At 62.6% G+C, this 13899-nt stretch carries 15 protein-coding genes and 2 pseudogenes; 3 read left to right on the forward strand and 14 right to left on the reverse strand.

Going from position 1 to position 13899, the window contains the following annotated elements; all coding sequences use genetic code 11:
- Positions 1-473: 473 nt before the first annotated feature.
- From AB8Z38_RS17950 to AB8Z38_RS17965, 4 genes are all read right to left on the reverse strand, one after another.
- On the reverse strand, positions 474-2201 hold the full coding sequence (locus tag AB8Z38_RS17950; RefSeq protein WP_369726323.1) for a relaxase/mobilization nuclease domain-containing protein: 1728 nt from the start codon (positions 2199-2201) through the stop codon (positions 474-476).
- 241 nt (positions 2202-2442) lie between these two features.
- Complete coding sequence (locus AB8Z38_RS17955) at positions 2443-3036, reverse strand: lytic transglycosylase domain-containing protein (RefSeq protein ID WP_369726324.1); 594 nt, start codon at positions 3034-3036, stop codon at positions 2443-2445.
- Positions 3037-3342: 306 nt separating this feature from the next.
- Entirely contained in the window at positions 3343-3822 is a 480-nt protein-coding gene (locus tag AB8Z38_RS17960) for a S26 family signal peptidase (protein WP_369726526.1), read from the reverse strand.
- Positions 3823-3848: 26 nt separating this feature from the next.
- The gene (locus tag AB8Z38_RS17965; RefSeq protein WP_369726527.1) at positions 3849-4313 is read right to left on the reverse strand and encodes a DUF2840 domain-containing protein; all 465 of its coding nucleotides are present in this window, start codon (positions 4311-4313) and stop codon (positions 3849-3851) included.
- 323 nt (positions 4314-4636) lie between these two features.
- Between AB8Z38_RS17965 and AB8Z38_RS17970 the strand changes: the two genes are divergently transcribed.
- Positions 4637-4984: a hypothetical protein gene (locus tag AB8Z38_RS17970; protein WP_369726325.1), complete on the forward strand. Its 348-nt coding sequence runs from the start codon at positions 4637-4639 to the stop codon at positions 4982-4984.
- Between the two features lie 24 nt (positions 4985-5008).
- Entirely contained in the window at positions 5009-5683 is a 675-nt protein-coding gene (locus AB8Z38_RS17975) for a transposase (protein ID WP_369726326.1), read from the forward strand.
- A gap of 587 nt (positions 5684-6270) precedes the next feature.
- On the opposite strand, the gene AB8Z38_RS17980 is transcribed toward AB8Z38_RS17975, so the two are convergent.
- From AB8Z38_RS17980 to AB8Z38_RS18000, 5 genes are all read right to left on the reverse strand, one after another.
- The gene (locus AB8Z38_RS17980; RefSeq protein ID WP_369726327.1) at positions 6271-7173 is read right to left on the reverse strand and encodes a replication initiator protein A; all 903 of its coding nucleotides are present in this window, start codon (positions 7171-7173) and stop codon (positions 6271-6273) included.
- A 3-nt stretch (positions 7174-7176) separates the two neighbouring features.
- Positions 7177-7455: an AlpA family transcriptional regulator gene (locus tag AB8Z38_RS17985; RefSeq protein WP_148742779.1), complete on the reverse strand. Its 279-nt coding sequence runs from the start codon at positions 7453-7455 to the stop codon at positions 7177-7179.
- Between the two features lie 125 nt (positions 7456-7580).
- Positions 7581-8102, reverse strand: a complete 522-nt coding sequence (locus tag AB8Z38_RS17990; RefSeq protein ID WP_369726328.1) for a DUF2285 domain-containing protein — start codon at positions 8100-8102, stop codon at positions 7581-7583.
- Positions 8103-8160: 58 nt separating this feature from the next.
- Positions 8161-8343 carry a transcriptional regulator domain-containing protein gene (locus tag AB8Z38_RS17995; protein ID WP_369726329.1) on the reverse strand — a complete coding sequence of 61 codons (183 nt, stop codon included), beginning with the start codon at positions 8341-8343 and terminating at the stop codon, positions 8161-8163.
- A gap of 157 nt (positions 8344-8500) precedes the next feature.
- A complete protein-coding gene (locus tag AB8Z38_RS18000; protein WP_369726330.1) occupies positions 8501-8779 on the reverse strand; it encodes a DNA -binding domain-containing protein in 279 nt (92 codons plus the stop codon).
- A 164-nt stretch (positions 8780-8943) separates the two neighbouring features.
- Between AB8Z38_RS18000 and AB8Z38_RS18005 the strand changes: the two genes are divergently transcribed.
- Positions 8944-9195: a helix-turn-helix domain-containing protein gene (locus AB8Z38_RS18005; protein WP_369726331.1), complete on the forward strand. Its 252-nt coding sequence runs from the start codon at positions 8944-8946 to the stop codon at positions 9193-9195.
- 106 nt (positions 9196-9301) lie between these two features.
- Here the strand turns inward: AB8Z38_RS18005 and AB8Z38_RS18010 are convergent.
- The 5 genes and pseudogenes from AB8Z38_RS18010 to AB8Z38_RS18030 form a co-directional block, all read right to left on the reverse strand.
- Positions 9302-9475: pseudogene (locus AB8Z38_RS18010) on the reverse strand (DUF736 domain-containing protein); the annotation flags it as partial.
- 165 nt (positions 9476-9640) lie between these two features.
- Positions 9641-9937 (reverse strand): DUF736 domain-containing protein, encoded by a 297-nt coding sequence (locus tag AB8Z38_RS18015; RefSeq protein ID WP_369726332.1) that lies wholly within the window; start codon positions 9935-9937, stop codon positions 9641-9643.
- 482 nt (positions 9938-10419) lie between these two features.
- Positions 10420-11426 (reverse strand): annotated as a pseudogene (locus AB8Z38_RS18020) (tyrosine-type recombinase/integrase).
- Positions 11423-12337 (reverse strand): tyrosine-type recombinase/integrase, encoded by a 915-nt coding sequence (locus AB8Z38_RS18025; RefSeq protein WP_369726333.1) that lies wholly within the window; start codon positions 12335-12337, stop codon positions 11423-11425. The pseudogene AB8Z38_RS18020 and the gene AB8Z38_RS18025 overlap by 4 nt, the downstream one beginning before the upstream one ends.
- Positions 12331-13557 carry a tyrosine-type recombinase/integrase gene (locus tag AB8Z38_RS18030; RefSeq protein WP_369726334.1) on the reverse strand — a complete coding sequence of 409 codons (1227 nt, stop codon included), beginning with the start codon at positions 13555-13557 and terminating at the stop codon, positions 12331-12333. Before AB8Z38_RS18030 ends, AB8Z38_RS18025 begins: the two co-directional genes overlap by 7 nt.
- Between the last annotated feature and the right edge of the window lie 342 nt (positions 13558-13899).

Genomic DNA, 13899 nt, shown 5'->3' on the forward strand with positions numbered 1-13899 from the left:
CTCTCGCGGACGCAAAAGCGTTGAGCGAAGCGGCGCAGTCTTCTGCAGAACATCTGAGCATCGGCATCCGAGACCAGCACGCACGGAGGTATCGTCACCGCGATCAAGCCACAGCCAGACACCTTGCGATCACTTCAAGATCGAAGGTCCCTTGCGGTTTGCGCGCACGGGAGGGCCGTCTAGATTCGAAGGCCCTGCTAGCCGATTTTACCGCAAGAGGCTGACGAGCCTCAGTAAGCTCACCGTGAACGGCGCTTTTATTTCCACACGGCTGCGTCCAGCCGACCACCGAGCGCCACCAAGGTCGAGGGAACCCAGAGGCGATAAAGAGATACGTCCAGAACGGTGGAACCTCCATTTGCCATTCGCTGCTCACTGTCCCTCCTCTCCCATTTTTCCGTCTTGACCCGTCCACGTGCGGGCAACCAAGTCTCGCCCCCCCTGCAATTGGCGTGCGGCGCCAGGACCTCAGGTCAGAGCGATAGGCCGCGCTTGCGCCCGAAGTCCCAGTCGACGCTGCCTGGACCGGCGATGCCGGTGACCTGTTTGCCCAATTCCCGCTCGAGCGAAGGCGACCAGGGCACAAGCTGAAAGCCGAGGCCGTTGTCGATCATCGCGAAGCGCCCCGACGCCAATGACAGGCGCCGACGATAAACCCCCGAAATCTGCTCACCTGCATCAGATGACAAGTGCGGAAGGCCCGTTTCCTCGATGAGGCGTCGTGTGACGACCTCGAGTTCGCGATCCCGGAGGGTGTCGATCAGATTGCGGCTTAGCCGGACCTTGTTGCCATCGCGCTGGGCGAGCCCTTGGTCGGCCAACACATCGATGCGCTGTTCGAGTGCCGCACGAACCTCGGCGCCAAACGCATTGCGGGAGAGCTCGGCAGAATGTCGCGCGACGAGCTGCCGGTCTAGCCACGTGGCTCCGTCCGCCGCGACCTGCTGATCGAGAACGAGTTCCGAGCGAACCGCGAGCGCAGTACGTGTCCGACCACGGGCATCCGCAAACCGGCGCAGTTCCACAATCCCACCGATCGGCCCATCACCCGCCGCCTCGAGGTCAGGGAGCTTCACATGATGCACGCGCCCGTCAATCCCATCGACAATGGCAAAGGCTGTGCCCTTCAGTTCGTCATCAAGCCCGCGCGCGATGAGACGGCCAACGATCGGTTCGCCATGACTTTCGCCCTCCAGTGCCCAGGATGCAGAAGCGCGGCTGGCGCCGTCCCGCGTGAGACTTTTGTGCAGCCGCCTGATGATGTCACCGCGCTCGCCAAGCGCGCGCAACCGCGCTTCCGCATCGGCGGCCAGGACCCAGACCGCGGGCCCCGCAGGTTCCGCCAACCCGAGCCGCTCGAGCGTCCGCATCCGCCCGATCCGAATTTCTCGCAATGGATCGCGCCCGGCATCCCGCTCTAATCTCAAATCGATGACGCCGTCCGCCGTCCCCGCTTCCCGGGCAAGCGCCCGGTCGAGCCTGGTCCAGCGTTCGGCTGTCATATCCGCCTCAAGGCTTTGGCGGATCTCGAGCTCCGAGCGAGGGCCAAGTTCTCGCGTGACAAGGTCGCTGGCGCGGGCGCGTAGGCCCATAGCGATATAATCGCGACTGATGACGAGGTCGGCACCGTCATCCGTACGGCCCCGCACGAGGATATGGATGTGCGGATGCTCGGTATTCCAATGGTCGACAGCGACCCAATCAAGCCGTGTGCCAAGGTCGCGCGAGGCCTGGTCCATCAGCTCCCGGGTGAAGCTACGCAGGCTGGCAAGTTCTCCAGCATCATCAGGCGAGACGATGAACCTGAAATGATGGCGGTCACCCTCGCAACGCGTGACGAAAGCGCGACCGTCCGCATCGTCGCCCGCGGCGTCGAATAGTTTTCCCGGGGCGCCGTCGCGCGTGACTCCGTCGCGCTGCAGGTAACCGATATGGGCGCGCAACGCGCCCGGCGAACGCATCCGCCGCACCACCCGCGCCTTGATCATAGCGCCGCGGCCGCGGGCGTTCAGGAGCCGTGCCGCAGCGATGCTCGCGGCGCGGCCGCGTCCAAACCTACGGCCGTGGCCATGCTTGCCTCGCGAGAGGCCGCCAGCCTTCTGAGCCGCAGTGAGTGCCTGCGCCAGAAACGGCTTTGCCCGGGGCGCACGCCTGGAACGGATACGGCCGGGGCGGATCCGAAGATCATCGTCGCGCGTCATTCCGGTCGCCGCAACGCACCGAAAACCGTGTAAGAACAGCGCCTTGGGGAAAGCTGAACTTTACGCCGAGTTGCCGCAATGTTTAGTGGATCATTGAAATCGATACACTTTCTCGCACAACCGACCGGCCGCACCTTGCGGCTTTTATCCTGCCCTCCCCGGTCGCTCACTCCCGGCTCTCTGCCGACCGCTCTCAACCTTGCGACTAGCTTCGACATCGCGCGAGGAAATGCGATTGCGATCATCGGGACCGCACCTCGTCTGATCGCCGCACAAACAGCCCCGTCGCACGAGGTACGAGCGCAGTCGTACCCGCCTTAGGCGCTGCTTTCGACGAATTCATTGTGCGGACGCCAGATGCCGAGTTGCCCTTAGGGAATAAGCTCTTGGACCGCTCAACAAGGCCTGGCGCTTGCTGCCACGCGGCGAAGCGTCTGGCACCCGAACTACCGTTGTTGCGCTGCTCAATGCCGATCAATGATGCGAGTCTGGCGATGTAGATTTGTGTTTCATCCGGAAGCGGTCGACCGGTGGCCAGGTGCTCCTCGTACCGTTTTGGTCCCGCATTGTAGGCTGCGAGAAACCCTTCCGATCCGAAACGATCGAGCATCTCGCGAAGGTACGCTGCCCCAGCCATAATGTTGTCGTGGGGATCAGATGGATCGATACCGAGATCGTGACGAACGCTCAGCTCGACCCAGGTCGCCGGCATGATTTGCATCAACCCGAGCGCTCCCCGAGGTGATATGGCGTACGCATTTCCGCCGCTTTCGGCCTGCATGACGGCACGAATCCAACGCGCCGGGATCGCGAACCGATGCGAGGCTTCGGTCACGAACGCAGTGTATGCTAGGCCAGGAAGCAAGGTTGTGGATTGCGCAGCTGGTGCGCGCGATGCGACCTCCGCTCTAGCGGTCGCGGGCGGCCCGAACGTCAGCAGAATTCCCACAGAGTAAGCAGCGGCTCGACATAGCAATGTGCGGACAGCCCCCAACGACAAAGCTCTTCCCGGCCGGCCCTTAGCCGGCGCGAGACGGCCGCGACGCGCGCCGATTGCCGACAATTCGGCCGGGATGGACGAATGATGTTGCGATCGGCCGAAGAGAGAAACCGCAAGCCAGTGGAGCAACGCCGGCATTTGTCAGTCCTCCCTGGTCCACACCGGTACCGCTTGCCCGATAACGGCCGATGTCGGGAGCGGTCCGAAATATCGGCCGTCTAGCGAGTCCGCCGACTGCCAGTTCATGAGAAAGACTTCGCCCTCAGCAATGACCCGGCAGCCCTGCCAGACGGGCAACCGCCGGCCGCGGCGATCGCGGTCGCTTGCCTCACCCATCTGTATGCTGTCGACGATGATTGTGAGGCCCGTTCTGCAGACGGTTTGGCCGGGCAGCGCCAGCACACGCTTGAGCATTGGAAGACCGCTTGGCAAATAGCCGTTGAGGTCGAGAAAAGTCGCGAGCGGGTCTGGCGCTCGAACCACTACGAGCTCAGTGACGTACAACCGTCCGGCCTCTTGCAAGCGATAGAGGCCGATCGGCACGCTGTCTGAAGCATTCCAGATGTACAATGGTGAAGTGTTGTTGATTGGCCAGAGCACGAGCATTGTAGCCCCACACATCGCAAGAACGTTCCCCAGGCGTCTCATCAGAGTGCCACCCTGCGCCGACTGAGCCACGCCTGGTGGCGTGCACGGGTATAAGCTCGTGGCGTTTCGTTGACGGAAAGACGGTTGTGGGCGTGATGCCAATAGTCAGGGGCTGCATCGGCAGCATCGATGCCCAGTGACTCCACGGCGTCGATCAACTGGAGAACGCGCTCGACCTTTGGCCAACCAGCCAATCGCAGCAGGCTTTCGCCGCCGGGGCTGACCCAAGGCACGGTTGAGTATCGCTGCCCTGGCGCGACGGCGCGCAAAATGTCGATCCGCGACAGGATGGTTCCGAAGTCGTTGGAGGTCCAGCGCACGAACGCGAAGATGCTGCCAGGCAAAAACGAGAGAATGCGCCGGTGATGGTCAACGATCCTCTCTGATGCAGGTTTTCCGAATCGGATTCGATTTTCGATGCGCTTCTCGAGCCAAAAAAGCTCAACAGTTGTGACCTCGCTCACCTGACTTCTCCATATTGTTGAGAGGACTTTTTTTGACGAGCCAACGATGCGCTTCGCTGGCGCATCGCACGAAGAGCGTTGGCGTCGGCAGGACTGCTGCAATGACGCTTTGATGGAATCGTGGTCGCCGAACGCTTGCAGCAATCCTGCTGCAAAGAACCACATCGGCGAGGCTCCAATTCGCTGGAAGAGGCGAAAGCATTGCAGGTCTCCGATGTAGTGACTTGTTTCCCCTCGCCGGCCACATTGTGGAGATGATGCTTCGCGACTGTCCGGGAACGGAACGGCCGGCGCGTTTCGGCGGAGAATGGTAGAAACGAAGGATGGAATTTTATGCAGGGCTCGACGTGTCGCTGCGGGCCATGAATGTTTGGGTGGTGGACGGACGGCAACGTCGTCCAGAAACGACGCTCGAGACCTCTCCGGACGCGACCAAGCTGTGTCTCGCGAAGTGGAGAGCCCAACGGAAGCGCGTCGGGCTTGATGCGTTCTCCTACTCTGCCTCGCTGTTCACGGCTTTGAGCGAAAAGGTCGTTCCCGTGATCTGCATCGAGACTGGGCGTGCCAAGCCGTCGCCGAACGCGATGCTGAACAAGACCGATCGCAATGACGCCAATGGCATTGCGCAGATGATGGGGACCCGTTGGTTCCGTGGCGTCGAGGTCAGATAGGAAAGCGCGCAAACGCTGCGGGCGTTGCCGATCGGGCGCAAGGCGACGGTCGGTAAGGTGCCGGACATGGAGAACATGATCCGCGGCCTGTTGCGCCCGTTCGGCCTGAACGTCGGCGAGATCTCGGTCGGCCCTTTTGATGCGCGAGCGCGCGATCTCTTGGCCGGGAAGAAGGAATTGGAAGCGATCGTCGCGCCGCTGTTGGACGCCCGCAATGCGATGCGGCAGCAGGTCGCAAAACTGCACCGCCTGGCCCTGATGGCGGCGCGGGGCGACAGCGCCGTGCGACGAATGATTACGGTGCCCGGCGTCGGCACCCTCGTGGCATTGACGTTCCGCGACACGGTCGATGATCGGGCGCGGTTCAAGAAGTCGACCAACGTTGGCGCCCATTTCGGGCTGACGCCGCGGCGGTATCAATCCGAACAGACCGATAGGATCGGCAGCATCTCCAAATGCGGCGATGAGCTGACGCGGGCGATGCTGTACGAGGCGCCGATCGCGATCCTCACGCGCATTCCGAAGAATTTTAAGCTGCGGCTGTGGGGCCTGCGGCTGGCCAGGAAGAAGGGTCTGAAGCGCGCGGCGACCGCGGTGGCGCGCGCGCTCGCCATGCTGCTGCACACGATCTGGATCGATGGCACCACCTTTCGGTTTGGCGCCGGCGGCAAGCGCGGCCGGGTCGCTGCGGCGGCTTGAGGGCTGCCGCGACCCGACCGCTTCCACGCGCGTCTTCTCCTTCCGCCACGGCGGAGCGGCGTCTCCCGAGGAGACGGGGATTTGGGTGACATCGCAACTTTTGTTGTCGGCGGCCTTATGCTGAGCTGTGAGGCCATCATGCACGACGCGGGTTAGCCTGACCGCCCGTTCTCCAGATTCCGGCATGTGGTGGCGGTCGTGCCGACCACGGACGTTCGCGAGTTCTCCTCGATCAGCGAGCTGCCGCAGGGGAAAGCGACGAGCGTGATGCGGTGATTCCGATACTCGTGATCGCGTAATTTTGCGCGCGATCGCGCTTGCACGCGCGTATTGGAGAACAGATCCGCATTGCAGGACGGTCTTGCGCGTGACAGAGTAGGCGCATGAGGCATCCTCGTTGCATGCGCGACCGACTTGTTCACAACGCACCGATTCACAACAAGAAGTTAGTGTCAGTATGTTAGTAAAGTTAAGAGAGCTGGAAAGATTGGCGTCGCAGTGCTTTAGGTGTGATTTCGGTCCTCGATAGCACGCGGATGGGGTCCCCGAAGGCACGAGGCTTCCAGTCCCTGATAGCACGAGCGAATTCACAGCTTATCCCCCGCAGGGCTGATGACGCCACGGTTTTCGCAATCGCTGCGTAGGCGGTCGATGGGGACGGGTGCGAAATTCAATCGTTCTTCGCCATTCAGGTCGTGTGTGATAGCCAGCCGATAGCCCGGCAACGTCTGATGATGCACGATCTGGCGCAGATCGTAGGCGAAGTGCTTGAGCGGCGAGAGGCTCCCGGACTTGGCATGCAAGTGCACAAGACCGAAGCTCCAACCGCCATGCTGACGACCCCCATGCTTGCGGACGAGGCGATAGAGCCAACGTTCGAGTCCACCGGTCAGATCGAAATACGCGCGGTCAATGGTCAGCACGAGCGATTCGTCTAGGACGCCCGTGTAGAACCAATCGGGTAAGATCAACTCGATTCCACGAGCATGCCCGTGCACATCGCTTGTGTGCTTCCATTCGTTGATCCAGGAGAAGCGATGCCGCCGCCGTTCCGTCGGCTGCCGGATTGAAGTCATGACGCTGGTTGATTGCAATCGGTCGAGCGCAGCCTTTAGGCGGTCGTAGTCGCGTACACTGGTGCCACGGCCGACGAACGTCAGGATCTCATAGGGGGTGGCGGCGATCAGGCGCGAGGTTTTCAAACCGGCATCACGGGCCTGGACGATCTGTGAGGCAGCCCAGATCAGAACGTCCGCGTCCCAGATCGTCGCCAGCCCATGTTCCGGCACCGCTTCGACACGGATGGTGATCTTACCTGCGCGGAAGTCGATAGGAACGATCCGCTTCGACTTTGCTAGCGAGAAGAACGGATAAGCCATCAAGTCTTGCGCGTCCCGTGGAGCGAGATCGCCAGGAAGCGCGCGAAACAGATCGAGTTGGTCGCGCTCTGACCGCCGCCTTCCGGCTGCAGTTGAGTTGCTGTCCGCCATAGGTCAGCGCCGCTCCTTGCCCGCATACGGAATCGGTGTGTGCCGTTTCGCGGGCAGGACTGTGCCTGCACCAGGATCGCTGGTGGACGTTTTGGCGCCGCGGTCAACCCACGCCGTCAGGTCTTCGAGCGCATACACAACGCGACCGCCCAGCTTCCGGTACGTCGGGCCCGTGCCATAGGTGCGGTGCTTTTCGAGGGTACGGCCGGACAGTCCGAGAAAGCGCGCCGCCTCCGGCGTGCGCAGGTATCGCGGCGGCAAGCCGGCGTTCGGATCGGGCATTTGCGAGGGCTCCGTGGTCGTCTGGAGCGCGACCGGGTTCGATCGCGCGTCGGGGGTCACGATGACGGAGTAGGAGTGCTCAGGGGGATGCCGAAGATGGACCGATGATTTTCGGCACCCCTGCTCTACTCCTTGCGAGATGGGGGACGTAGCAACGCGCGATAGCCGCCGCGCATCAGAGCCAAGCCAGCCTGCACCAGGCGGATGGTCCGGCTGCGCAATTCGTGAGTTTTCCAGGCGCGTTCAGGGATGCGTTTTCGGCCGAACAGCACCTCGGCGATGAGGCGATATGATGCACCATCCATGCGTCCATCGAGCGCTCGCAGCACCAAGACGAGTCGTTCGCGCCGCTGCGCCGAAAGTTGATGAAGGGGAGGTCCTGCCGGGCGGCCCTTGACTGCGCGCCACAGCCGATGTGAGGCGTGGGCGCGGATCTCAAAATCCGCATCGAGCGGCAGTTCGGCTGCATAAGAGACACCAAACTGCGGCGCATCTTTCAGCCAGAGATGGTGTTGCGCTCCTTGAATGCGCAATACGGCATGCCAGCCGTCAGATGCCTTGCTGATGGTGCCCGATGAAAGGTCGGCAAGCGGTAGCCGCGCGCCGACCGCTTTTGAGCCGGACGCGCTCTGAACGAGCGGCACCACCGTCGGCAGCGCCTCAGGTGCCCAGAAGATTGTCTGTTGGTAAAAGGACCGCTGCGGGTCATGAGCGAAAGCAGATGCCCCATCTCCTTCGTAATTCGGAAGTCATCTGCGACCGATTTTCTCGATAGGAAGCTCGATAGTTAGGGCTGCGCCGCAGTGACTCCCAGGCGAAATCCGCCATCTCGCCCGACTTGATAGCGTGTTGATAGGCCTCCGGTGAGCGCCAGTCGAACTCGGACATTGCTGTGATCCCTGCCGTATGTCGATTGCGGCGCAATGTCTATGAAGCTTGGGATTGTTGGGGAAGTCGCCAATTGTGCATCGCGTGATGCATGCAGGCGATCACGCGTCAGCGGGGAAATCTGTTCTCGATTTGGAATCGAGACGATAGATCTTTGCTATTTATTGGCGCCGCCGCGCAGCAAATCGCGATAGCCGTGGTCTGCTATCCATTTTGCGCGCGCCAGATGGCTGTCAAATGCATTGCGGGCTCGCGCCGGTTCGCGATCCGGATCGATATGCAACACGATCAGGGCCACTTCTTTCCAGTCCGCACCATCCGCTTGGGCATCGAGCAGGCGCCAGTAGGTCACCAGATGCTTTTCGTCATAGGACGTGAGCACCGGATCGTTGGGCGCCAACTCCGCGACATCCGGGTCAAGCGGCGGTGTTTGCATCAAGAATCTCGCGAGAAAAGCATTAAGAGCGCCCGCAGCCACGGTACGCTCAGCGGGCGTTCGCTGAAAGTCCGCACATTGGTCTTGTTCCCAAGACGGTCACACTTGGGAATACATATTATAGGAGATAAACCAGATAGTATGTAAACCCGCAACTTGCGCAGATGGACATGCGCAAGTTGGTGGGGCGGAATTTCGCTAAGTTCCGGAAGCAAAAAGGCTTCACACAGGAGAAATTCTCCGAGGCGTCCGGCTTTACTCAGCAATACATCAGCGATTTAGAGCGTGGTCGGCGCAATCCCACGGTCGTGACGCTGTTCGAACTCGCGAGCACATTGGGCGTTAGCCACGTCGATCTCGTGTTGCCCGATGAGGAATTCTGCAAGGAGCGAATCAAGCTGCCGAAGCAAAGGTGAGAGAACTTCGGTCAGACGCTTGTTTCCGGTGGCTCGGCACTCGCTGCTCACGGCTGGAACACGAATCCCCGCCCGGCGGACCGGACGGGGCTGGGTGAAGTGAGTGCTACTCACCGTTCTTCCGCGGCCTCGACCAGAGCAGGGTGTAGCCTTCGCCGCCTTCGTCATCGAACAGGTTCGCGTAGATCGGCGCGTTGAACGAGGGGTCGTCGAGCTTGAGCGAGAGGTAATCGCGACCCTCTTCGGAGCGCTTCGACCAGGCTGCCCCGATCTCCGCCTTATGCGGTGCACCGCATAAGGCCGATTATGCGTAGCGCGGGATTATGCGGAGTCGTGGACTGGTAGCCGCGATTTTCCCGAGCTTTTGCGACTGTGTCGCTCCGCATAATCCCGTGGAGAGGAGCTGCGGCGCCTCGCGCGAGGCGAGGCACCGCAGCGGTGTGGGTCAGCGCGACCAGACCAGCGCGTGGCCGTCGTCGACCGCGACGAGATTGGCGTAGATGGGCGCCGAGAAGGACGGGTCGTCGAGCTTGACCGAGTGATAGACGGTATTGTCCTTGGAGGTCCGCTGCCACGCGGCACCTATCTCGACATTGCCGACCACCACGCGCAGGTTCGGAGCCTTCTCGTTCTCGGAGGGTTCGGCAGGAAGGAAGCGCGCCTTGAAGTTGAGCGAGAGCGTCTTGATGGTGCCGGTGTATGAGCCGTCTTCGGCGCGGGTGAAGGTGCCAATCTGAGCCATGGTAATCTCCTGTTGCTGTTTTCAAGCCCGCGACCATCGCGGCCTTGATGGCGATCTTTGAGCGCCGCAACGACCGGCCCGCAGCCTCTGGCCCGCAGCGCAGCGGAGGATGGCGGGCTGAGCGATCTTGTTGCCTCGCGAGGAATGCCGCCGCTTGGCGGCAGGGGAAGAAGATCGCGAACAAGCCATTGCGGGTAAAGGTCGGCGAGCGCAGCGAGCGTATTGTGGCGCGTAATCCGCCAGCAAAAGGCCGGTATGGACGTGGGCCAAGCAGCCCGACAGGAGAGCATCGCTCAAAGGCCTCACCACCGCCGCGACGGCGACACCATCACGGCAAGCGCGATCGAGCCACAGCGCTTTGCTTCGCCGATTCCAACCCAATGGAGAAGAGCTCGATTGCTCGTGCGGGACGGCGCGGTGATGCCGCGACGTCACAGCGCATCAAAGGTATTTCGTCGTAACGATCGGCTGCCCGACCTCTCTCACCCTGAAGGCGGAGGTGCTTTCTCCAACAGCGAGGCAATCAGCGCGTCTGGTGCCTTGAACCGTCCACGGCGCCGCGCCGGCGGAATGACCGCTTCCACAGCCTCCAGCTTTTCAGAGGGATCCATGCGGAGATAAATCTCCGTCCTGCGGATATCGGCGTGGCCAAGCCAGAGCGCAACCTTGCGGATGTCGCGTGTGGCCTGCAGCATCAGGACTGCACAACTGTGCCGCAAAAGGTGTGGCGACAGGGTGCGGCCGCCTAGCGTCGGGCATCGAGCTGCGGCCGCCTTTGCGTGCTTTTCGAGGATATACTCAAAGCCGGCGCGGGTCATCGCCATCCCTTGGGCGTTGACGAACAGCTCTGTCGCCGGCTGCTTTCCTCGCACTGACAGCCAAGCGCGCAGGTCGCGAGCGGTTTCCTTCCATAGCGGAAGGCTGCGTTCGCGCCGGCCCTTGCCGAACACCAGGATGCTTGGCCTCGGTTGCAGCGTGACGTTCTCCAGGGTGAGGCCGGTCAACTCGGAGACGCGCAGGCCGCCGGCGAAGCACAGATGCAACATCGCTCGATCCCGTAGTCCGAGGCGTGTCGTCGCGTCGGGCGCATTGAGCACGGAGCGGATCTCGTCCATGGTCAGATGGCGGATGAGCTTCTGGTCATGACGCTTGCCTGGGATCGCATTGATCTTGGCGACCTGCTCCAAGGCGCCGGGATGCCGCAGCTCGACGTAGCGCATGAACGACTTGATCGCGGCGAGCCGCAGGTTGCGAGTCGCCGGACCGTTGCCGCGGTCATGTTCGATGTGATGCAGGAACGCGACCACCATGTCTGCATCGATCTGCTCGAGCTGGAGCAGAGAGGGCGCGTGTGCAGACGCCGGGCGGCAAAGGCGAACAACAGCTGGAAGCTGTACGCATAGGTCTCGCAGGAGTGTGGACTGTAGCCGCGCTGCTGTGGCATGTGCTCGCGCATGAAGCTGGTGATGAGCGGGGCGATCGGCGTCATGCGACCTCCCCGGCGATCAGCGCCTCGGCAGCACCCGCTATATCGGCCATGAGGTCCGGGGTGGCTTCCAGATACCAGTAGGTATGCCGGATGTCTGCATAGCCGAGATAAGTGGCGAGAGCGACGAAGTCGCGCGCAACATCATCACGACGCGTCGCGCATTGCTCCAGCACACGCGTCGCGAAGGTGTGGCGCAGATCATGGATACGCGGGCGACGCGGCCGATTCTGACCGACGCTAGCCTTGCGCAGGATCACATAGAAGTTGCTCTGGGCGGTCCGAAGCGACATCGGCTTGGCACCCACGGACAGGAACACATGGTCATCCATCCCGGCGAACCGCCGCCGGACCTCAAGGTAGGCCTGCAGCGCCTCGACCACGCTGCGGTGCATTGGTACGAGCCTGCTCTTGTTGAACTTAGTCAGGCGGATGTGCAGCACGCCGTCGGGCAGCAGATCGTCCAACCTCAGGTTCAGAGCCTCGGAAATCCGCAGACCCGTCGACGCCAGCAGCCCGATCAGCATCACATAGATGTGGCGCCTGAGCGGGCTGGGCTTTTGGCGCCGTAGATTGCCCGCAGCGTCGAGCATGCGAGCCAGTTCCTCTGGCGTGTAGATATAGGGCGCAGGACGTGTTGCAGGGCTGCGGGGATGATGCGGTACTTCATGCGCGCGATCCTCCGCGTAGAGGAAGCGTGCAAAGAGCGCGATCTCCTGAAGCCGCCGCTGGTGACTGCGGGGCGTCGACGAGACGGCCGCCGCCCAGGCGATCGCGGTCTCGCGGCGAACATGGGTATCGCCCTGGTCGACCGCATAGCGCGCGAACGCGGTGAGGTGTCGGGCCGTCTTTGCGAGCTTGAAGCCGAGCGAGCGGCGCAGCTCGATGTAGCGATCAACATCATCGATCAGCATGGCGACCTCCCCGGCCAGGGCTGCGCGACGGCCGCCAGCAGCGCGATATCGACCTTGGCGTAATGCGCCGTCATTGCTTGCGATCGGTGGCGCAACACCGTGCTCACGCCTGGCAGGCTGACGCCGTGGCGGAGCATCGCCGTAGCCGCCGAGTGGCGCAGGATATGCGCACCCTTGTAACGGCTCTCGACGCCAGCGCGCTTGAGCGCACGCTTGACCAGGCATTTGACCGTGATGCGGTCGATTGGCCGCAGCGGCGCATATTCGGTGATAAACAGGGATGGTGTCGCCAGTGCCGGCCGTCCGCGTTCTATGTAGGCGAGCAGCGCGTCGCCGATCTCCTGGGTGAGCGGCAGCAGTTCCTCGCGCCGGCCTTTGCCGCACAGGCGGATGCTGCCCTGCCGCCAGTCGATATCGTCGAAGCTGAGCCGCGCCACCTCGCTCGCCCGAAGCCCGAGCCGGACCAACAGCAGGATGATGGCTCGGTCGCGCAGGCGCCGCTCCCCGTCGCACACACTGATGATCCGCGCGATATCGGCATCAGGCAGGAAGCGCGGGATCGATGCCAGCCGCCATCCCGCAACATTCGGCATGGCGTGGTCGAGCCCAGGCGGACATCGTCCTGTCGCGATCAGGAAGCGCAGGAACGCGCGGATGCCGACCGATATGCCCTTCATGCGCTCGACCGATACGGCCTTCGCACGTTCGATCATGTATGCCCGGATCGTCACGGCGTCGTAGGCCGTCGGGATATCCCCCAGCGCATCGACGAAGGGAGTAATCGTCCCAAGATACGCGGCGAGCGTAGTTTCCGCCAGGCCGCGCTGCTCGCGGGCCCAAGCCGCAAACTCCGCCACCAGTGGCGCCGCCGATTTCGTAGGCAATCGCGTCATCACGCCCTGATCCTCAAGGTAGGCGATGAACAGCTTGGCGCACTCGACCGCGTCCTTGTTGAGGTCGCCGCGGAAGCGCGGCCGATGTCCCGCTTCGATCAAGGCGAATGAGGCCGCATGCGCCTCACGGATCGAAGGGAGCGTGTAGCCTTCCTCGCGCGCCCAATGCGTCCAGCTCGCAAGCAGCCGTGTCCTCTCGACGATGGTAAGTGGCGTGTATCGGCGCCCGCGGAGCCATTGAGCAAAGTCGGCCGCGTGGTCCGCGGCCATTCCCGCCTTCAATCGGTCACAGACCGCGTTCTGACGGACATAGACACCTGTTGGCATGTCGCCCCCTTCTGCATGTGGAGGCTGGACTATGGTCGAGGTGGTTGCTGTTCGGAACGTCAGTCAGCGGTTGTGTTGGGCGCGCTCGTCCCGTGCGTGTCCGATTGGAGCCGGATGGTTCTCCGGGCGTGCCGTGATGCCCTGCGACCGACGGGCCTTGCTGGGCGGATCTGCCCCGAGATGCGGTCTGCGACCCGGCCTGTTCCCCGCAACAGCGTGCCGGCGATCTTCTTCCCCGCGGCTGCGCCGCTCCTCGCGCAGCAACAAGATCGCCGCACGCGGTCCTTCGCATGCGCTGCGGCCTGACGGTGCGGGTCGGCCGTCCCGGGGCTTTCGATCGCC

Source organism: Bradyrhizobium sp. LLZ17 (assembly GCF_041200145.1).
In the GTDB taxonomy this organism is placed as follows: domain Bacteria; phylum Pseudomonadota; class Alphaproteobacteria; order Rhizobiales; family Xanthobacteraceae; genus Bradyrhizobium.